Source organism: Streptosporangium pseudovulgare, from assembly GCF_014648055.1.
Lineage (GTDB): Bacteria > Actinomycetota > Actinomycetes > Streptosporangiales > Streptosporangiaceae > Streptosporangium > Streptosporangium pseudovulgare.
On the sequence record NZ_BMQJ01000018.1, the window covers coordinates 22,682 to 43,654 of the forward strand.

At 70.1% G+C, this 20,973-nt stretch carries 8 protein-coding genes; 4 read left to right on the forward strand and 4 right to left on the reverse strand.

Features of this window, described 5'->3' with window-relative positions; translation table 11 throughout:
• Nucleotides 1-578 precede the first annotated feature (578 nt).
• Together IEZ10_RS29835 and IEZ10_RS29840 are read right to left on the reverse strand one after the other, a co-directional pair.
• On the reverse strand, nucleotides 579-6,695 hold the full coding sequence (locus tag IEZ10_RS29835) for an RHS repeat domain-containing protein (protein ID WP_189249855.1): 6,117 nt from the start codon (nucleotides 6,693-6,695) through the stop codon (nucleotides 579-581).
• Between the two features lie 310 nt (nucleotides 6,696-7,005).
• A complete protein-coding gene (locus IEZ10_RS29840; RefSeq protein ID WP_189249856.1) occupies nucleotides 7,006-12,579 on the reverse strand; it encodes a LamG-like jellyroll fold domain-containing protein in 5,574 nt (1,857 codons plus the stop codon).
• A gap of 37 nt (nucleotides 12,580-12,616) precedes the next feature.
• Between IEZ10_RS29840 and IEZ10_RS29845 the strand changes: the two genes are divergently transcribed.
• The 4 genes from IEZ10_RS29845 (at nucleotide 12,617) to IEZ10_RS29860 (ending at nucleotide 17,601) form a co-directional block, all read left to right on the forward strand.
• Entirely contained in the window at nucleotides 12,617-12,817 is a 201-nt protein-coding gene (locus IEZ10_RS29845; protein ID WP_189249857.1) for a hypothetical protein, read from the forward strand.
• A gap of 295 nt (nucleotides 12,818-13,112) precedes the next feature.
• Nucleotides 13,113-13,712, forward strand: a complete 600-nt coding sequence (locus tag IEZ10_RS29850; RefSeq protein ID WP_189249858.1) for a hypothetical protein — start codon at nucleotides 13,113-13,115, stop codon at nucleotides 13,710-13,712.
• 181 nt (nucleotides 13,713-13,893) lie between these two features.
• Nucleotides 13,894-16,950: an AfsR/SARP family transcriptional regulator gene (locus IEZ10_RS29855; RefSeq protein WP_189249859.1), complete on the forward strand. Its 3,057-nt coding sequence runs from the start codon at nucleotides 13,894-13,896 to the stop codon at nucleotides 16,948-16,950.
• Nucleotides 16,951-17,061: 111 nt separating this feature from the next.
• Nucleotides 17,062-17,601 (forward strand): response regulator transcription factor, encoded by a 540-nt coding sequence (locus tag IEZ10_RS29860; RefSeq protein ID WP_189249860.1) that lies wholly within the window; start codon nucleotides 17,062-17,064, stop codon nucleotides 17,599-17,601.
• Nucleotides 17,602-17,605: 4 nt separating this feature from the next.
• On the opposite strand, the gene IEZ10_RS29865 is transcribed toward IEZ10_RS29860, so the two are convergent.
• Together IEZ10_RS29865 and IEZ10_RS29870 are read right to left on the reverse strand one after the other, a co-directional pair.
• Nucleotides 17,606-19,195 (reverse strand): thiopeptide-type bacteriocin biosynthesis protein, encoded by a 1,590-nt coding sequence (locus IEZ10_RS29865; RefSeq protein ID WP_189249861.1) that lies wholly within the window; start codon nucleotides 19,193-19,195, stop codon nucleotides 17,606-17,608.
• 13 nt (nucleotides 19,196-19,208) lie between these two features.
• Entirely contained in the window at nucleotides 19,209-20,972 is a 1,764-nt protein-coding gene (locus IEZ10_RS29870) for a TOMM precursor leader peptide-binding protein (RefSeq protein WP_189249862.1), read from the reverse strand.
• Nucleotide 20,973: the final 1 nt, after the last annotated feature.

The following is a 20,973-nucleotide window of genomic DNA, read 5'->3' on the forward strand; positions in this document are numbered from 1 at the left end:
TCCGACAACAAACCCCGAACACCGACACCCGCGCCAGCAAGAAGACTCGAACGCCGACACGTTCAGCTGGAAAGGACATCACTCGATCATCGTGGCCACATCTCCGCGGACTGGCCACCTGCTTGGCCAGATCTCCCTGGAATCGGCCAAATCAGCAACGACCTGACACCGGCAGCGGCGACGGCCCCGGGGTCGAGGGCAGGGGCGCGCTCTTCGTTCCGGTGGACGGTCCCCCTGCGGACGCGAGAGGGAAGGCGGCGAGGACCGGCGGCCCGCTCACGGTCGAGGACAGGCCGGATGAGTGCCGCCGGGGACGGTCTCCAGCCGGCCGACGGCGGGCTGGGCGGCTCATCACTCGCGAGGCTGAGCGCGGTTATAACCTGAGTGGCAGTCGCGCGGGCGCGTACCGCAGCCGGTTGACCACCGACGTATGGACAGCGGCCCCACCCGCGTGAGGGCGGGTGGGGCCCGATCAGAGAATCATGCTTCGTCGACAGTCCGCGCGGTTGCCCCGTGCGTGACCGGTGCCGGCCGGGGCCGAGTGATCGGCTCGGCCTCGTGCGGCCCCGGGCTGAGGCTCACCCGTAATTGCCGGTGCTGCGGACGACGTTCCACCATTTCTCGGTGTACCACTTCACCGGGTGGCGGAGCCGCCAAGCTTTGGTGACGCCCCGTTCGTGGGAGCCGCTGAGGCCCGGCACCGTTTTCTTCAAGGGTGGTTGCCTTTCGCCTGGGACATCCAGGCCGATGTTCACGCCTCGGCCGACTTCTACGCCGGCGGCTGTGAACTGGCCCTGGCTGTTGGTCGCCCCATACATGTCGAGATCCAGGCCCTTCGTCCTCTTTTCATTCTCGTAGCTGAAGGTGGTGTAGGTGTCCGTCGTGCCGGGCGTGGTGTTCAGGTCCTCGGTGTTGGCGTTGGGCGCGTACATGAGGCCGCCGTACCATCCGCCACCGATCGAGGTGGACAATCCGCCCTTGACGGTGGTGGCGATACCGGGGCCCTTGCGGTCGCCGGTCAGACATGCTTCGACGCCGAGTGAGATGCCGAGGGCGCCCCTGACGCCGAAGCACAGGCCGAGCAGGCCCTTCTTCGGCTTGCTCGGCACCTTGGGTTTGGGCGGCGCGGCAGGACGGGAGGCCGGGTCGGGGGTGCCGGGCAGCCGCCATGGAGGTCTCGCCCCGGGCATGACCGGGCCCTGGAGGATGGCCTGCCGCGCGGCGATGTACCAGTTGCTCACCGCAATGCGGTAGTAGCTGGTGAAGATGTTCAGCTGGATGTGGACCAGATAGATGTTCTGCCGGACGAGGTAACGGTAGCTGGCTGTGTTGAACCAGAACTGCCGATAGCCGAGGAGGTAGAGGTTGACGATGGGGAACCGGCCGTCCGGGTCGGACAGGGTGGTCGGGTTGTTGTCGGCGTAGTTGTAGCCGTTCATCTGCTGTGAACGGCCCATCTCGATCTCCGGGTCCACCGAGATGAACCGGCCGGTGTCCGGGTCGTAGCCGCGGTCGCCGAGTGTCGTGAGATCGGTGGAGGAGTCGACGACGCCGCCGACGAATCCCTGCTCGTCGCCGGCCGGCCACTGGCCCGCGCTCGCCCGTACCTGGCCGAAGGGGGTGTAGCGGCGACGGCTCATGGAGCCGTCGGTGGCGTTGATCGCCAGTTCGGCGGTGCCGTGGTGGTCGTTGACCAGGAAGGTGACACCGGCGCTCGTACGCATGGCGTACTGGTTGTACCGGGCGGTCGTGGCCGTGGTCTGGCCCTTCTGCAGCCGCACCTCCATGTCGGGCAGGTAGAGCGTGGTGCCTGCCGGGTCGCGGCGCAGCAGCCGGTCACCGTCGGCGGTGTAGAGGAAGGTGGTCTCCCCCTTCTTGTCGTCCACGACCTTGACCAGTTCGCCCTCGGCGTCCCAATGGAGCGTCTGGTTGCCGGAGGGCGTCCTGCGTGCCGTGGTGTTGCCGTTCGGGTCGTAGTCGTAGGTCGCGGGGCTGCCCGTCACTTCGGAGAGCTGGTGTCCCTTGTACTTCGGGTCGACGCCGGAGCCGCCCGCGTAGCGGTAACCGCGGGTGGCGGTCTGCGTGCCGCCGGAGGGGCCGGCGCCGTACTGGGTCTCACCGGTGCGGTTGCCGACGTCGTCGTAGGTGTAGCCGACCCGGTACGGCGCAGGCCCGCCGATCGTGGCCTGCTTCGGGTCGGCCGCGCAGGTGGTGGCGGTTCCCGCGGCCGTCTGCTGGGTCCAGGCGTCGGTCAGCCGCTGCAGGTCGTCATAGCGGAAACACTGGTTGTCCACGCCGTCTCTGGAGGTGTCGGTCGCCTGGAGCAGGTTGCCGGAGTCGGAGTATCGGTACTCCATGCTGCGGTCGGTTCCCGACGTGCCGGCGTGCGCCGTGGTGGCCTTGCTCAGGCGCTGGGTGCCGTACTCGTAGGAGAAGATCTGGTCCACCTGCTTGCCCGCGGCGCCGATCGACAGGCGCTGGCCGACGACCTTGCCCGTCTTGGTGTAGTCGACGCCCACCAGATAGGTCGACAGGTTGGAGCCCAGCGCTGCCAGACGGCCGAGGCCGTCGTAGGTGAAGGCGGTGTTCTCCGCCGGCAGGTCACCGGCCGCCGGACTGCTGGAGGCCTTCACGCTCCCGTCCAGGTTGTAGGTGGTGTCGAAGACGTAACCCCCTACGGGGGCCAGGGCTCCCTCGGTGCTCGGAAGCACGTACCGCTTGCGGGTCGGCCGGTTCAGGTTGTCGTAGAAGTCGATCTGGGTGGTGTACCGCGCCGTGTCCACGATGCGCGTGGAGCTGGTGAGCTGTCCCTTGCGTACCGTGTCGTAGACCCACTCGGCGATCTTGGTGCCGGGGGTTGCGGACGTGGCGTCGTACATGCCGGTCTTGCGGCCGAGCCCGTCGTAGGTGACGCCGATCTTCTTGCCCCGCGCGTCCTCCGTCAGGACGAGCTGATCCAGGTCGTTGTAGCTGAACTTGGTGAGGCCCTTGTCAGGATCGGTGGTCTCGATCTTGCGGCCGCGCAGGTCGTACCGGGTGGTCCAGACGTGGTTACCGGGGCCGGTGACCGAGGACTCCAGGCCGCGGTGGTCGTAGCGGAAGGTCGTGGCGATGTAGCCGGTCGTCCGGTGCTCGCGGATCTCGGTCTTGCGGTCGAGCGCGTCGGTGTAGGTGGTGACCGGGGTGCCGCCCGGCGGGGGGATCACCTTGGTCCAGTTCCCGCCGTACTCGTAGCGGGTGCGCCACCTCTCCTGCGCATCGCTGCTGCCGATCAGCAGCCGATCGGCCGTCTTGCGGCCCTGGCCGTCGTACTCGTAGACGTGCTGGGTCTCGATCTTGCCAGGGTCGGCCACCCCGAACAGCTCCGGCTTCGGCTCGCCGTCGGCGTAGTAGCTCTCGTAGGTACGATCCACCGCGCCCGCGGCGTTGTAGAAGGTGTCGGAGACCAGCCGTCCCTTGGTCGTGCCGTCCCGTCCGGCCGCTTGCACCTGCCGCTCCCGCAGCCAGCCGTCGAACAGGGTGTAGGACAGTTCCTGACCGCCCTCGGCGGTGATGGACCTGGTGGCGACGGCGACGATCGCGTTCGGCTGGATCAGGTAGCCGAACTCCTTGTCAGGCACGGCGGTGTCGGGACGACCGCCGGTCCACACCTTGATCAGATGGCCGAGCGCGTTGTAGTTGATGGTGGTGGTCTTGCCGCCCGCGTCAGTGTCGCTGATCGGGCTGCCCCACGCCGGGTCCAGGACCTTGCTGGTGGTGTGCGCCGTGATGGCGTCACCGGCCATGGCCGGTGGGCTGATCACCTCAACCTTCGTGGTCAGGCCCTGCGTCTCGGTGTACTTCATGGTCGTGGTCCTGCCCGCGGCGTCAGTGACGGTCTCCGCGCGCCCGTACCGGTCGTAGGCGGTACGCGTCACGGCCAGAGGGGTCACCGTCGTCGCGGTGGCCTCCTTCGCCTTCTCGACCAGGGTGGCGTTGCCACGGGTCGGTGCGGCCTTGAAGGCGCCGTTGTCGTAGTACGTGCGTTCCTCGGAGATCAGGTCCTTGGACAGGTCCGGGGTGTCGGCGCAGCGCCCGGCCACGGTTCTGACCTGGGCCGGTATGGCCAGGACGCGGGCGCCGTTCTCGGTGAACGTCGTGGTGACGCACTTCTCGTCACCGGCGAGCGCGATGTCGCCCTCGTCGTCCACCACGGCCGGCGCGCCGGTGGTGAGGTTGAAGGAGTTCACGCTCTGCCTGGTCGTCTGCCAGCCGCCGCCGACCTGCTTCATCGCACGCATGCCCGCGACGCCGGTGAGGTTGGCGGTGACGGTGATGGTGCCCTTGTCGATCGTGCGCGTGCGGGAGGCGGTCTGGTGGTGCCAGGGCTTGTTCACCGCCTTGACGACCGCATCGCCGCCTGCCCGGTTGTAGGTGATCGTCTTGACGGTCATGCCCTGAAACGACTCGTGATCGGTGTACGAGCCGCCCTCGCCGTCACTGACCTCGACCTGTTTGACGCCGCCGTCGGCGTTCAGCCGGTCGCCGTCCATGCCTTGGAAGAACCAGTAGTCGGTCTGGCCGGGCGCGGCACTGGTGACGCCGCTACGCACGCGTACCTTGTCGTAGCCCTGCCACTGGGACCAGGTACGGTACTTCTCCTTGGTGAGCCCGTCGTCGTCGGTGAAACGCCAGGCGGGGCTGCCGATGCTGTAGTCGTAGCCGGTGACCATGTCCGGTGAGCCGCCCGTGAGGTCGGTCTGGGCGATCTGGGTCACCACGTATTTGTGGAACCAGTCCAGCGTCGGCTTGGCGTCACCGCTGGTCTTCTCCCAGAAGACCGGGAAACAGCGGCGATGGTTGGTCGGCGGGCTCGGCGTGTCGCCGACGCGGCAGTCCGCCGTGGCGTAGTTGACGTCCAGCACGCCGCCGGTCTCGTTGCCGATGGAGCCGATCCGGTTCTTGATGAACGGCCCGACGTCGTCGCCGAGGGCGTCCACCCGGTTGGGCAGCTGGGTGTAGGCGAAGGTCACCGGCGGCATCGTCACGACGGACGGTCCCACGTGCCCCTTGTGGACGATCGACTTCAGCAGCAGCTGACGGTCCACGTCCGCCGTGCCCCAGTCGTGCGAGAACGACCAGGAGTCCACCGTCCGGTGGCCGCTGCCGTCGCTCTTGACGACCATTGTGACCGCCTCGACGATCCGCTTGCGCGTCCAGAACGTGGGCGCCGAGGCCCCCTTGTAGTCCTGGCACTTGGTGTCGGCCTTGCAGTTGAGGTCCCAGGGAACGTCCTCCCAGTAGTCCGGGTGGGCGTCGATGTTGGACTCGGCGCAGTCGGCGGCCGAGCGCAGGCAGCGCTCCCCCACCGTGAACGCCACCCGGGCCGGGGCCTTGGCCGGATACAGGTTGTCGCTGCGCAGGCCGTACTCGACGCTCTTCAGATAGCCGCCACGCACGTAGGGCGTGTCGTCTTCGGCCCGCAGGTTACGCCCGTAGCGGTTGCCCTCCTGCTCGTAGTAGTAGACGATCGCGTTGCCGTTGGGGTCCTCGACGTAGTCGAGATTCCAGCGCCAGGCCTGCTGGCACCACGACTTGGCGAAGGTGTCGCCGTGGCAGGGCTCGCCGGCATCGTCACCGAAGACCGGCACGGTCCACGTGGACTTGGTCTCCGCCTTGCCGGAAGCCCAGCCGGTCAGCCGGTTCTTGCCGAAGTAGTAGCGTTTCCCGTCCGGGGCGGTCACCAGCCAGTACTCGTTGTTGTCATCGCCGTTGCCGGTGTCGGCGTCGGACCCTGCGAACTTCTGGATCCGGGTGCCGTCGTCCCTGCGCAGCCTCCACTCGTTGGTGCCGGACTGCACCAGCTCGCCGCCCTTGCCGCCCAGCGTCAGCACGGCGTTGTCGTAGCCCCAGCACTGGTCCATCGGGTGGACGTCGTAGGTGCTGTCCTTGGGGACGCCGTCGTCCTCGCAGGAGCGGTATCTACGCTCGATGTAGCCGGGCCACAGGTCGAAGCCGTCTCCGACCTGCGAGCCCTGGTTGTTGGAGCTGGAGGTACGTCCGTCGATGGACGACGAGGAGTAGGACACGGCCAGCTCAGGGGTGAGCCCGCCGGGCACCGGAGGCATCCGCAGCGGATACGCCCAGGTGAAGTCGCCGGTCTGGGTTCCGACCTGCCAGGTGGCCGAGGCCGCCAGCTCGGTGGCCTTGTAGTCGCCCTTGGCGCTGTCGGCGGCGGCGGTGGCCGCGAACACGACCGGTTCGGCGGCCGCCTCGACCTCGGCCGTGATCGTCCCGGCCCGTGCGTCGTTGGCTGCGGGGACCGGGGTCGTGGTCCGGCACTCCGGCCTGTCCGGCGTGCTCAGCGCGCACGCGGGCAGTGTCACCAGGCGCATCCGCGATCCGAACGAGCCGCCGAAGGCCTCGGCGAACCCGGAGTAGTTCAGGCGCAGGCCCACCGTGCCCGGTGCGCCGCCCTCCTGGCCCAGGGTGAACACCACGCCCGTGACGCCGGCTCGGGCCGTGGCCGACCGGTCCAGCATCCGCACCCGGACCTTGCCGGGTGTGGTGTCCTTGGCCTGCGCCTTCGGCGTGGAGACCCAGATCGGCAGGTTCCCCGCCTGTCGCGCGCGGGTTCCGCTCTCCGCCGTGACCGCCGGGGCGCCGGGTTCGCCTCCCAGCGTCACTACGGCCTCACCGGCGTCCGGCCAGCGCACGACCGGTTCCGGGGCACGTGGGGCGGTCTTGCGTGACGTGGCTTTCAGTGATTTGCCGGCCACCACAGGCTCGCGGTCAACCGGTTTGAGGGTTTCTGGGCCGGTCTGTGCCGTACCGTAGGCCGGCATGGCGGTGAGGAGCCCCGCCGTGAGCGCGGCCGTGAGTCCTAAGCGCAGGAAACGGTGAATCCTTCCGGTTCCCAGCCGCGCCGAGACACCGCGGACAGTCATGCGTAATCCTCCGAGCAGGTCGTGGAGTCAGGCGGAGAGAGCCGGCCGGTGGCGCTCGCCGCCACCGGCCGGCGACGGTTCAGCCGGGAATCGAGCCGATCTCCGTGGGCACGGTCAGCGTGTCGATGAGCTGCTGGGAGGCCACTCCGCGCAGCACCCACACGTCATCGACCAGACCGGCCCAGGACTTGCCCGCTGGATAGGCGCCGCCGGAAAGGCTCCGGCCCACCTGCAGCGAGGCGATGGGGCCGAACGGCCGGGTGCGGTGGCGGAAGGACAGGTTGTCCGCTTCGGCCGCGGCCTCTCTCGTCCCGTTCACCCAGAGGGTGACCGTTCCCTCCGTGGCGTCGTAGGTGACGGCGAGGTGATCCCAGTCTCCGAAGTTGCCCTGGTGGAACGTGGAGTGCTCCACGCTGGCCGTGGTCGCGCCGGTGCCGTCCTTGTCGGGTACGTCCAGCACGTAGCGCTGCTTGCCAGGGTCATACCTGACAGTGATCGCGCTGTTGTACGACCCCGCCAGTGCCAGCACGGCCATCGAACGGCTGGGTGTGCCCGGGGTGGAGACCCACACGGAGACGGTGAAGCTGTCCCGGGTGTCGATCACCGCCCCGTTCGCCGCGGCGTAGTCGTTGTTGCCGCCCGGCAGTTCCAGCGCGCCGCCGGTGGTCCCGGCCGGCGACTGCACCAGCACCTTGGACGGGTCCTTGGTGATCTTGGCGGAGCCGTTGAGCGTCAGCGGGTACGCCACTCCCTGACCGGTGTCCGGGCTGCTCGCCGGGGTGCCCGACGCGCTGTTGAGATGCCACTTGCTCTCGACCAGAGGTTTGATCGTGAACAGGTCGTGCACTTCGTCGGCCGTCACCACCCGGTCGAAGACCCTGACGTCGTCCACGATGCCCGGCGTGTAGTCGGCGAACTTCCCGGCGTACAGGCCACGGCCGATCTGGAAGGCGTTGCCGCTCGCCCAGGCCGCGCCCATGTCGCCGGGCACGCCTTCCACACCGTTGACGTAGAGCCGCATCTTCTTGGCCACCACGTCCTGCACGCCGACCAGGTGGGTCCACACGCCGGGCTTGGCCGGGTCCTTGGAGTACGCGGTGCCGGCTCCGGCGGTGCTGGTGTCGGCCTGGACCCGCCAGAACTTCCATTTCTTGTCGCCCGGGTCGTACTTCAGGTAGAAGGGCGAATTCTGCGTCGCGGCCTGGCTGGCCACGACGAAGGGGGCGGTGGGCAACGTGGCGGGCATCTTCACCCACGCCGACACGGCCAGGTTCTTGGTGGTGTCCACCACCGGGCCGCCGGTGGCTGCGTAGGAGCTGGTGCCGTTCAGCCGCATCGCCGTGCCCAGCGCGCCGGAAGCGCCGAGGGCGGCGCCGCCCTGCGGCGTGGCGGGATAGGCTCCCCGGGCGTCGGCCAGGCTGGTCGCCCCCTCCGCATCGTCGAGCTTCCAGTGCGCCTTCGGGCCCCTGCCGTCGGCGACCCAGAACTCGTAGGTCCCTGTCGACCAGTTGTTGGCCGCGTCCCAGGCCGTCACGTACAGCGTGTTCAGCCCCGAGTACGTGGGCATCGCCTGGATCGACTCGGTGGCAGCGGTCTTGGCCTTCGCCGAACCCGCGGAGGGGTCGGTGTTCATCGCCCAGGCGTACTTGGCCACCCGGGTATCGAGGGCGATGGTGAACGTGCCGTACCTGCCGACTCCATCAGTGGGGACCTGATCGGGGTTGGCGGGATCGAGCGCCGGGTACCCGTCGGCGCCGGCAGAGGTGATCTTCGGCCCTGGCAGTGCCCTCGCGTCGTACATGAAGTAGCAGGCCGTCGCGTTGCCCGCCCAGCTCCACGGACTCCACGCCCGCCCGTCGTAAGCGCGCACCCCCCAGCCGGCGACGACGCCCTGCGGGACCACGCCGGTCGCGATCTTCACGCTGAAGGAGGACTTACGCGCCCCGCTGGCGGACATCTTCGTGACGGTGCCGAGGTTCTTGGTCTTCGTGACGCCGTTCTCCTTCCAGCTCACCTGAAACTGCGCCTTGAGTTTCTCCCCCTCCACGCCCTTGTTGTCGGGGTCGGTGAGGTTCTTCGCGTAGAGGGTCGGGAGCTGGTTGAACGTGGCCGGACTGTCCGGCCCGCGGCACGGGCCGCCCGGGCTGGAGGAGAGCTGGCTCATCTTCGGTTGCGGCGGCGGGCTGTTGTAGTGCACCCGGACGAACGCGTTGCGGTCGAACCGCTTCCAGGCGAGCTGGTCGCCGCCGTCTCGGGCGCGCAGCCCGAACGTGGTGTTCGACCAGCCCTCCTTGGCGGCCTGCCGCACCGCGCTGGTCACGTTGAACAGCACGTCACCCCCGGGACAGCCGGAGCTCCAGCCCTTGGCCACGTTCCTGCTGTCCAGGCGGCGCACCCAGTTGTCCGACGTGGAGTTCCACGTGGAGCCCGACCCGAAGGCCTTGGCCAGGTAGATGTCCACGACCCGCTTCCTGCACGAGGTCGAGAAGGTCTCCTGCGCGTGGAACTCGGCGGAGATGATCTCCTTGTGCGCGAACCGGGCGGTCGGGACGCGGTAGAACAGCCGCTTCTCGTACCAGCCGTTGCAGTAACGCCCGGCGGGCGGGTAGTCCCGCGGGCAGCGGCCCATGCCCTCGTTCTTGGTGAAGTTGTACTTCGACCATCCCGCGCTGGAGACCATCAGCCGGGCTGAGGCCCTGGGGGTGTCCCACATCGGGTCGATGTAGAGCGGGAAGGTGGTGTCGGCGCCGGTGAGCAGGTCCTGATCCGGCTTGAGCGCGATCTCCCCGCCGCTCACGGTCGTGGCCACCGTGGCGATCTTGGAGGTGTCTCCGGGCTGGACGGCCGTGGCCTCCGTGATGGCGCCTTCCCCCTGGTCCTCCGACGAGGGGTCCGTGTCGCCGTCAGCCGTCAGCGACCGCGCGGCAGCGGCGGGCTGCGTGGAGTCCCACATGATCGGCACCGGGGCCTCGTAAACGACGCCGCCGCTCGCGTCGTCCACCGCCTGCTGGGTGCCGTCCTCCGCGGTGCGTACGGTCAGGCCGGGCGCGGAGAGCCCCAGCTTGATGGTGGCCAGGCGGGGATCCTTCGCCGCCGCGGCGGTCTTCACGACCAGGATGTGCGAGAAGCCGTCAGGCTCCACCCGGACCCGGAGATCCACGTCGGGGAGAACGCCGGGATAGACGGCGGAGTCTCCGTCGAGCCAGGGTTTGGGCAGTGCCGTCGCCCAGGTCAGCGACATCGGCCGGCCTGCCCGCTCGATCGTCACCAGCGGGCCGGTGCCGCCGCCGGACAGCCGGATCGGCGTCGTTGTGGCGTTGGGCACGATCGAGCCGTCGGCCTGCTTGCTCAGCTTGGTGTCGACGGCCACCCAGGCGCCGTCCTTGACCACCCGTACCGGCTGGAAGTGCTCCTTGGAGGTGAAGCCGCCGTCAGGGGTAGCGTAAACCTCACGGGTCTCGCCGCGTTCCGACAGCACCTCCACCAGCTGTCCGCTCGCCGCCGCGGCCGCGAGCGCCTCCGCCTCGCTCTGCTTGAGCTCCTTGGCCACACTCCAGGTGTTCTCCACCAGCGACACGTTGTCGAGGTGGGCCGTGAACGCGCCCGCGCCCCCGAGCTGGAACGCGACCTCCGCCACGCTCGTGTCGACGGTGGAGGTGAACGGGAAGGAGAAACGCTGGGCGGCCGTCTCCAGCTCGACGGTGCGGGCGAACGCGTCGTTGTACGGTGCCTCTCCTTCCCGCACGGCCACCTGCACCGCCACGTCGGCCGAGGCCCGGACGTCGAAGGACAACGTGTAGGTGTGACCGCTGATCAGGGGCGCGGTGCGCTGCACGACCACGGCGTCCTCCGCGTCGGCTGCGCCACCGGCGACCGTGGCCCGTAGTTCCCCGTTCTCGACGGCGAGCGCGGGGTTTCCCGCCGACCACCACGGAAGCGGCTGGGAGGCGTCCATCGTCCCGTTGCGCACCAGCTCGGTCGTGGCCGGCTCATCAGGCCACGACAGCGCGCCGAGCCTGACCGGTCCGCTCGCCGATACGCCGATCGCCGCCGCGACGTCGGCAGGCAGCGCCGCGCCCGCCGTCTCCGCCGGGCTGCCGGGTACCAGGCGATAGTCGCCTGCCGCCGCGTTGACCACATAGCCGGCCTCCTGATAGCGAGAGCCGGCGTCGCGCCCGGTCGCAGCCTGGAACTCCGCCAGCGACGTGTAGTGCAGACTCACCCCGGTCACCCGCGACCACTGCACGAGCGTGCCAGGAGTGTCGGCGGCGGTGCGCGAATACCCGTTGTGATGCATGCTCGCGGCCGGGATCATGCCGTCGCCGCCGACCCGGCGCCCGGACGCGACGGAGTTGTTGTCGGTGGTGTTCACCAGCGGCGCGGCGCTGTCACCGGCGGCGATGATGTTGTTCATCAGCGTGGTTTCCGCGGTGTCCCAGGTGATGCCCAGCGCCTTCTCCGCGTCGGTCGGGCAGTTGTCCTCGTCGCCGGGGCATGTCGGCCGCGGGTCCTCCTGCACGGCGATGGCCTGCCCGTTGCCGACGGAGGTGTTGTTGATGATCCGCACCTTGTTGGAGCCCAGGATGCTCAGGCCCGTCATGCCGTTGCCGGCCAGGACGTTGGAGGCGATCAGAGCCTGCCCCGACACCTTGTACTGCAGGCCATGGCGTGAGTTGGCGCGGATGAGGTTGCGTACGACCGTCAGGTTGTAGCAGGACAGGTCGCACCAGAAGCCCACACCCTGGTTGGCCTCGAAGACGTTGTCCCGCACGCTGGCGTTGGCGATTCGGGTGGCGACCATGCCGCCCCCCGACAGGTTGTACCCCAGGGAGAAGCCGAGTTGCTCGGTGTTGTTGCGCAGGACCCGGTTGCCCTCGACCGTCAGATTGCCTGACTTGTGAGCCGTGATACCGGTGTACCCGTTCTCCGCGATCACGTTGCCGCTCACGCGGACGTCGTCGGCGTTGACCAGCAGACCGGCAGCCGCATTGTGGAGGATCGTGTTCTTCTCGAACACCATGCCCTTGGCCTGCGCGATCAGCGCGGCCGGCTCCTTGCTCTGGTTCTGGCTGGTGCCGTACTGCGCGAAGCCGAGCCCGCGGACGACCGAACCGTCCGCGCCGGCGAAGAAGTGCATGGCGCTCTTCTTGGCCGTGATCTCGAGTCTGCGCCCCGTCGGGTCACTGCCGATGTACGTCTTGTCCGTCGTCCCATCGTGGAAGAAGGTGCCGGCCTTCAACTCCTCGCGGGTGGCCACCTGGCGCAGCGGCTCACCGTCGAGGAACACCATCTGCGGGTCCCCGCCGACCGGGTTGTCATCATTGAAGTGCTGGGGATTCATGCACTCGTCGTAGGCCGGGGGCGTCGACCTGCACACACTGCCCGGGTTCCAGCCGTCCAGCCGCCAGGCGTTGCCGTCGACCACCAACTGGCTCAGCGGGATCTCCTGACTGCCCTTGAACCAGACCTTCTCGCCCGGGTACGGCTGCAGAGTGACCGGAGCCGCGACGTTGCCCAGCCGTTCGCGATATTCCCCCGCCCGCAGCACGATCGTGGTCATCCTGCCCGCCGCAGCCCTGGCCGCGGCCGCTTCCGGGGTCCGGAGCGGGGCCTCCTTCGTGCCCGCGTCGGTGTCCTTTCCTGTGGGAGCCACGAATATCGCATCCGACGGAATGGGATACGACGTCGGGATGATCGACAGGGAGGTCGGCGTGGATCCCGACGCCGTTGTCGCGGCCGCAGCCGGTTTTTCACCGGGAGCCGATATGGTCAGCACGCTCGCGGCCACCATTATCAGCGGGACGGCGATGGCCGCACCCCGTAATCCCATGAGCTTTTCCTCCTCGGCAATACAGATCGCAGTCCCCAAGGGGACGGTTGCTCGGTTGTGATCGTGGGGGACCTGCGGTGGCCTTCACCGCCCGGCAGGCGACGCGCCCATGGGGCCTTACCGCAGCATCGACTCGAACCTCGGGACGTTCCTTCGGGCGATCACAAAGACGGCATGACCAGCGAACATGACGCCTCGCTGTCATTTACTCTCGCGCGTTACCTGATCCGACATTCGATGTCACGATAACGATCAACAGATTCACGGTCGTCCATCCAGGGCTTGAGATTCTGCCTCTATCCACCGCGGTACGCCGATCGGAGAACTCCACCTGGCGCGGTAGATTTCCGGGGCCCATGAACCGCTGCGCCGAGCACTTGTTCAAGACCGCTTCCCCCGAGCTGGATCTGCACGGTGAGGACCGGCCCCTGCACCAGTTCCGCCACAGCGCCCTGCAGCACTTCGCCGAGGCCGACTGCACCGCGCCCGAGCGCAGGCCAAGCGCCGCCACCAGCACCTGGCCGGACTTGGCCGCTACGTCCGTCTGGGCGAAGAGACATCCGCCCGCATCACCGTCGACGCCGGCCCTGTCACCCGACGTCGCACTCCGTGACCTCCTTCTGGTGAATCACCGCAGGCCGCAGCCAGGCCTGTTGGATGTCCGTTGGATGTTCGTGGGTACTGCCGAGGTCCCGATAGCCGATGCTCGGTCCGGCGGGCCGCGTCAGACCCAGGAGTACTCCTTGTCCGTCACCGCGGGCAGTTCCACGGTGCTCGGCCTTGCGGTCGGACCGGCCAACTGGGCGAGCGCCGCTCCGATAGGAGGGGTCGAACTCTCCTCACAGGAGGAGCGTTTTTGGAACTGCAGGGTCGACAACGCACGTGGGTCCGCGACGGCGGACCAGGCAGCCTCATTCGTGCAGTTCCTGGCGGGGCCTTCCGATGCCTCACCATGAAGCGTGTTCCCCAAGGGACTGCACAGAGAACGGCTCTGCCAAGATTCCGGACTCGGGGACCCCGTCGAGCAGTGCCCCGACGGCGATGGCGGCTCCGCTCCCCTGCTCCTGGCTGTCACCGGGCACCCCACGCCCGTGGGGGCCCTGGATCTTGGTCACGATTGCCTCCATACTGCCGTGGGTGACGTTGCGGATAGAGATCCTCGGCTCCCTCCGTGCTCATCGCGGGCAGGCGGAACTCGACCTCGGGCCGGCCCAGCAGCGAAGCGTCCTGGCCGTGCTGGCCCTGGCCGAGGGACGCTGCGCGCCGATGTCAGAGCTGGTCGACATCCTGTGGGGCGAGAGATCGCCCGCCACGGCCGTCAATGTCCTGCACACCTACGTCAAACGGCTGCGGCGCATCCTCGAACCCGATCGCCCCAGCCGCGTGGCCAGCCGCCTGCTCCCGCGCGTCGGCGACGGCTACCTGCTCAGCACCGACGAGGTCGAGGTGGACCTCTGGGAGTTTCGCGCCCTGGCCAGGCAGGGTGGCGGTCAGGATCCGGTGCGGCGGGCGGTGGCGCTCTGGCGCGGCCGGCCGCTGGCCGAGCTGCGCCCCCTGGTGGGGCATCCGCTGCTGGCGGGACTGGCCCAGGAGCTGATCGTCGCCCTGGAGACCTTTGCCGAATCGGCCGTCCTGAACGGGCACGCGGTCGACGTGCTGCCCCTGGCCGAGGAGATAGGCCGCATGGCGCCGCTGGACGAGCGCGTTCACAGCGTCCTCATTGAGCTCTACCTGGCCACCGGCAGGCGGGCCGAGGCGCTGATGCACTACCGCGACATCAGCCGCAGGCTCGACGAGGAACTCGGCGTGCGGCCGGGTGCGCAGCTCGGTGCCGCCCACGAGCTCGCCCTGCACGCCGACACGCTCCAGCCGGGCAAGCAGCAGGCCGCCAAGCCGCAGGCGGGCCGGCAGCCGGTCGCGCCGGGGTGGGGAAGATTACCCGTCCCTGCCCAGCTCCCTCCCGACATCAGCGACTTCTCGGGCCGGCTCGGCCAGCTCTCGGCGCTGTCGCGCATCCTCGGCTCCCCGGCCGACGGTCGTACGGCGATGCCGACGGCGGTGGTCAGCGGGCTGGGCGGCGTCGGCAAGACCACCCTGGCCGTGCATCTGGGGCATCTGGTGCGGGAGAACTTCCCCGACGGCCAGCTCTTCGTCGACCTGCACGGCACCGACCGGCCCGCCGCCGATCCCGCGGCGGTGCTGCACCGGCTGCTGATGTCCATGGGCGTGAACGGGTCTGTCATCCCCAAGGAGCTCGACGACCGGGTGGCGCTGTACCGCAGCAGGATGGCGGGCCGCCGGGTGCTGCTGGTGCTGGACAACGCCGTGGAGGAGAGCCAGGTGCGCCCGTTGCTGCCCGGCGCCGCCACCTGCGCCACGGTGGTCACCAGCCGGTCGCGGCTCATGGGATTGAGCGGCGCGCACCGGCTCCACCTCGACGTCTTCACCGCCGACGAGGCGATGGACGTGCTCGTGCACCTGATCGGCGAGCAGCGGGTGAGGGGTGAGGGCGACGCCGCCCGCGCGATCCTGGAGGCGTGCGGCCACATCCCGCTGGCCGTCCGCGTGGCGGGCGCCCGCCTGGCCGCCCAGCCCCAGCTGAGCCTGGAACGTTTTCGCAGGCAGCTGAGCAACGAGCGCCGCAGGCTGGACCACCTGTCGGCCGGTGACCTGGCGGTGCGAGCGACCTTCGGGCTGAGCTACGACGCGCTGCCGCCAGCCGTACGGCGGGCCTTCCGCGTCCTGGGGCTGCTGGACGTCGCCGACTTCGCCGACTGGACCCTGGCGGCCCTCCTGGACGAGCCGCAGGAGCAGGCGGAGCGCCTTCTCGACCAGCTCATCGACGTGCAGCTGGTGTCGGTCGCCGACGAGGACGAGACGGGCGAGCCGCGTTACCGCATGCACGACCTGATCAAGCTGTACGCGGCAGAGCGGGCGGCGCTGGAGGACGACGAGGCCGCGCGGGAGGAGGCCAGGGTCAGGGCCTACGCGACCTGGCTCTCGCTCGCCGAGCAGGCGGACACGGAACTGGCCTACCGGACCCTGCCCGCGCTGCGCGGTCCGGCGCCCCGCAGGAGGCTGCCGGCGGAGCACACCGGCCTGCTGCTGGACGATCCGGTGAAATGGTTCCAGAGCGAGCGGGCGAACCTGGCGGTCGTGATCACGCAGAGCGCTCGCGAGGGACGAGCTGACCTGGCGTGGAACCTGGCCGAGGCGTGCGTGGGCTTCCACGAGATGCGCGACCTGCTGGAGGAGAGCCAGGCGGTGCACGCGGTCGCGATGGCGGCGTGTGGCGAGGACGTTCCGCGTGGGCGGGCGGTGATGGCCCGCAACCTCGCCTACCTGTTCAGCGTGCCGATGATCCAGCCGCTCGCGATGCACGAGCACGCCCAGATCGCGCTCGACCTGTTCCGCTCGGTGGGAGACGTCCGCGGCGAGATCCATGCGCTCGCGATGCTGGGCACCGCGGTGCTCGCCGAGGGGCACGGCGAGGAGGGTCTGGAGCTGATGCACCTGGCGCAACGGCTGACCAGGGAGCACGGCCACGATGCGGGCTTCGACTTCGTCCACGCGGGCCTGGGTTTCTCCTACCGCGAGCGCGGCGAGCTGGAACTCGCCTCGGCGCACCTCGAGCAGGTGGTCGAGCGGGCCAGGGATCGCAAGGTGAACCGGCTGCACCTGACGGCGCTCCGCTCGCTCGGCATGGTCCGCCACTACCAGGGCCGCTACGACGAGAGCCGCGAGGCGCTGCTGCAGGGCCTGCGGCTCAGCAGGAGCCTCGGAGTGCGGCTGAAGGAGCTGCTGGCGCTGGTCGTGCTCGGCGAGAGCGGGGTGCTCACCGGGCAGCCGGACGCCGACTCCTTCCTCGACACGGCCGAGGAGCTCAGCGAGGAGATGGCCGGCGAGATCACCCGCGCCATCGTCTCGCGGAGCCTGGCCACCAGGGACCTGGTGAACGGCCACTTCGAGCAGGCGCGCGAGCGTCTGCTGTTCTCCCTGCGGGTCTTCCGCGAGCTGGGGGTGCTGCACCTCCAGGCCATGGTGCTGAAGGCCCTCGGCATCGCCCACGTCATGCTGGGCGAGAACGCGCAGGCCCTGGCGGCGTGGGAGGAGGCCAGGGGACTGTACGGGAGGATCGGCAACCGGCATGAGATGGGAGAGATCGAGACGCTCGTCGCCGGAGCCACCGGCTGACGGTGATCCATTCGGCGTCCAGTCGTGATCCATTCGGGTGGTCTAGCCTCCGTGGCGGATCCACCGCCGGATCCGCCACCGGGACCGCACCCCTCCCCGCCTGGAGCGCCCATGATCTCCGTGTCCCTGATCATCGACAATCCCGATCTGCTGGTCATCGCCATCGCCTCGCTGGCGGCCGACCCCGGCTGCAGGCTTCTGGCCAGGGCCGGCGGCCTCCCCGAGCTGACCGAGCGGCAGGGGGACCGGGCGGACGTGATCGTCGTGGACGCCGCCCTGGCCGGGCCGCCCGACGGCGCCGAGACCCTCCGGCTCCTGCGCGCCGCGGGCCACCGCGCCTTCGCGCTCGGCGAGGACGCCACCCTCGTGGAGGCGCCCGCGCAGTCCGCTCTCGCGCCCGGCCGGCTCGCGCCCGCCATCCGCACCTTGCTGGGGGTCGGCCCGCAGCTGTCGGGCCAGGAACGGGCGGTGCTGCTCGGCTACGCCTCCGGGCTCACGCTGGAGACCGCCGCGCGCCGGGCGGGCATCCAGCCGTCCACGGCCAAGAAGTACCTGGAACGTATCAAACGCAAGTACGCCGACTGCGGGCGCAGCGCCTACACCAAGGTGGACCTGGCTCGCTGCGCCCGTGAGGACGGCCTGCTCGGCTGACGGCTCAGCCGGGAAGGCCGACCGGCAGCAGGTACAGCGCGCTCTCGGCGACCCCGTCGAGCCCGAACAGCTCGTGCACCAGGTCGTCGTAGAAACCGCCGAGGGTGATCGTGCCCAGCCCCAGCGCGGTCGCCGCCAGGGTCAGGTTCTGCGCGACGTGGCCTGCCTCCAGCAGGGCGAAGCGCAGGGCCCGCGTGCCGTACCTGGGCCGGTGGGTGTCGAGGTTGGCGGTCAGCAGCAGGACGGCGGGCACGCGGGTGACGTCGATCAGGCCGAGCCGCTCGTCCACCTGCGCCGAGGTCAGCCACATCGAGGTGGCCGCCAGTTCGTCGTCCGCCGGCGGCGCTCCGAGCCGTCGCAGGGCGCGGCCGTCCTCGCCGACGTGGTAGGTGCCCGGGTCCAGCCCTTCGACCTTGCGCACGACCAGACGCAGGCGCGTGCCGTACCTGGCTCCTGCGCCGGGGAACGGGCGGCGCCGGTAGGCATGGGCGGGGCCGTCGCCGAAGCGCAGCGTGCGGTCGGCCCTGGCGCCGAACGCCAGGCCCAGCAGCGAGCCCAGCTCCGCGGCGCCCACCGGGCCGGTGAAGGTACGGCAGGAGGCCCGGCGGTTCAGGGCCTCGCCCAGCGGCAGGCTGAGCGGCGGGCCCTCCGGCAGGCGCACCTCGGGCAGTCCGGGCATCGGCGGCCGGTCCTGGGACGGCTCGCCGTGGGAGTCGTCGGGCAGCGACGGCAGGATCCCCGGCGGGTACTTCGACTCCTCCAGGTAGCGCTGGTCGGTTCCCGCGTCGGCGGCCAACAGCGCGGCGACCAGCCAGCACACCGCGCGCTCCTCGTCGGGCTGGACGCCCAGACGGTTGCAGAGCATGTGCAGCTGCGACGCCCAGATCCACAGCCGGCGCACCTCGTCGAGCCCGCGCGCGGCCAGCTCGCCGTCCGCCTCGGCCACCGTACGGCTCCAGCGGACGCACAGATCGTCGTCCTCGGCGGCGGCCAGCAGGTGGCGCAGCGCCTCGCCCTGGCCGGCCACGAGCCTGGCGGTGCGCGCCAGGGGCACGGCGGGCGGCAGGAGCTCGACCTCGCCGGTGTACCGCCAGCTCGCCGCGTGCCTGCGCAGCCAGGCCGCCGCGGCCCGCTCGTCCAGGCCGAGTCCCAGCGTGGTGGCGCGGACGAGGCGGATGGCGGCGCTCATCCGTCCTTGCGGGAAGCGCCCTGACAACGCCTCCACGGCGGTCTCGGTGGAGCGGCAGAAGACCCGCTCGGCCACGCCGATGCCCTCGGCTTCGCCGTACCTGCCGGTCTCCGGCTCGTAGGCGATCGACTTCACGATCCCGTGCGGCGTCCAGCCGGCGTCGGCGGGCAGGTCGGCGGGCAGGGCGTCCGCCACCGCGTCCGCCACCGCCCGCTCCAGCTCCGCCGGGTCGCCGACGCCGAGGGCGCGCACGCGCAGGTGCGGCCCGCCCTCCCAGTACCTGATGAAGAACCAACCGGACGTGCGGCGGGCGGCCATGAGCGGGCCCAGGACACCGGTGAGGAAATCGTCGGTCCGCTCCACGGACCAGTGCACGAAGCAATGCAGGCTCGTCCAGGTGTCCACGGCGGTCCTCACGTCAGGGGAAGGGATGGGGGTGGAAGGGCAGGTCGTCGTAGCGCGGCGGCGCGGGCAGGCGGCTCAGCCTCGCGGGCACCTCCAGCAGCCGGGGCAGGCCGCGGGTGCGGCGGTAGACGTGGCCGAAGGTCATCGGCAGCGACCCCGGCACGATCACCTTGGCGGCGTGCAGCCCGAGCCGCTCGCGGGTGACCGGCTCGCTCTGGTCGACCGCTATCACCTCCAGGCCCCGCGCCGCCAGCTGCGCCACCCACTCCGACAGGTACTCGCCCAGGTCGGGTACGGCGGGGCGGCGGGGCCACACCTCGCGCCAGGACACGGGGGTCTCCTCGCCGCTCAGGAAGGAGTGCCAGGGGGCGGCCTCGGCCAGAGCGTTGACGAAGACGTGGTCGTCGACCGTGCGGACCAGCGTGGGATCCTCCAGCATGGGCTGCAGCCGGTCGGGGTCGAAGGAGACGATGCGCGGATCCGCGGCGTTCCTGGCGTTGATGTAGACCTCGACGACGGCCGACCTGACGGCGGTGAGCGGGTCATGGTGGGCCCCGGCCGCGAACAGGGCGTTCGGCCGCCGCGGATCCGGCACGCGTCGGCGGATCATGCTGAGGACGGCCGGCACGCCGAAGTCGTTGGTGGCGTCGAACAGCAGCAGATCGTGCCCGAGCGAGCCGAGCCGGTCGGCCAGGCGGCAGATCTGCGGGTCCTCCATCGGGGTGGCGATCCGCCGCAGCGGGGTGCGGGCGTACCAGGCCATCAGGAAGGCGTCGCGCTCGGCGACCTCGAACAGTCCGTACAGAATCGCCTCGGCCAGGCTGGAGCCGAGCCCGCAGCCGTTGGAGGAGTCGTAGATCGAGCGCCTGCCGCGCAGCCGCCAGTACACCAGCTCCTCGGGCACCAGCCGGTCGCGCCCGTGGGTCAGCGACCAGCCGTGGACCCAGGCGAGCGGCAGGCCGGCAGCGTAGGGCGTCAGGCGGAAGGCCGGATGGTCCGTCAACTCCGGCTCGTGCAGGCCGAGGGTGGCCGGATCGACCGCGACGTGCGGGTCGAGCTCGGCGTGGGCGGCGCGCACGACGGTACGGCTGCCGCGCGGCGTCATGCCGGTCAGCCGCTCCAGCGCCTCGAACAACGCCACCCGCTCGGCGTCGGCGAAGTCCTCCGCCCTGCCGTACCCCGCCTCGGAGGAGTCGGCGGCGCCCGGCAACTCGGCGCTGGCCAGGGGCAGGCTGCGTGAGCCCCAGCGGAACAGCCGCAGCACCGGGCCGACCCGCCAGTCCAGCAGGACCTCACGCAGCCCGCCCGCGCCGGCCGTGCGGGGGTTGGCCTCGCGCAGGCCGGTGCCGGTGACCGGGTGCGAGGCGATCGTGATCGGGCGCGGGGAGTCGTCGGGCAGTGGTGCGCAGACCCGGCAGCCGCCGAAGGGCCGCACCCGGTGGGTGGAGACCTCCAGACTTTCGCCCCTGATCGCCCACATGACGCCGTCCTGCGGTCGCTTCGCCAGGCGCTCGACCAGGGCGGCGACCGTCGGCGGGACCGAGCCGCCCATGACCTGGCCGGTGTGCGGGGAATGGCCGGGCAGGGCGTGGATCCTGGCGTGCTCGGCGCAGGCCACGCACGCGCTCGTTCCCGGTCCGGTGAGCGGGCCGACCAGCACCAGGCCGCCGTCGCAGCGCACCGGAAGGACGGCGGGCCCGCCGTCCACGGCGCGGGCGGCCAGCTCGGTGATCGATTCCAGGGTCCAGGTGTCGAGGACGACGACGTCGAAGTCCATG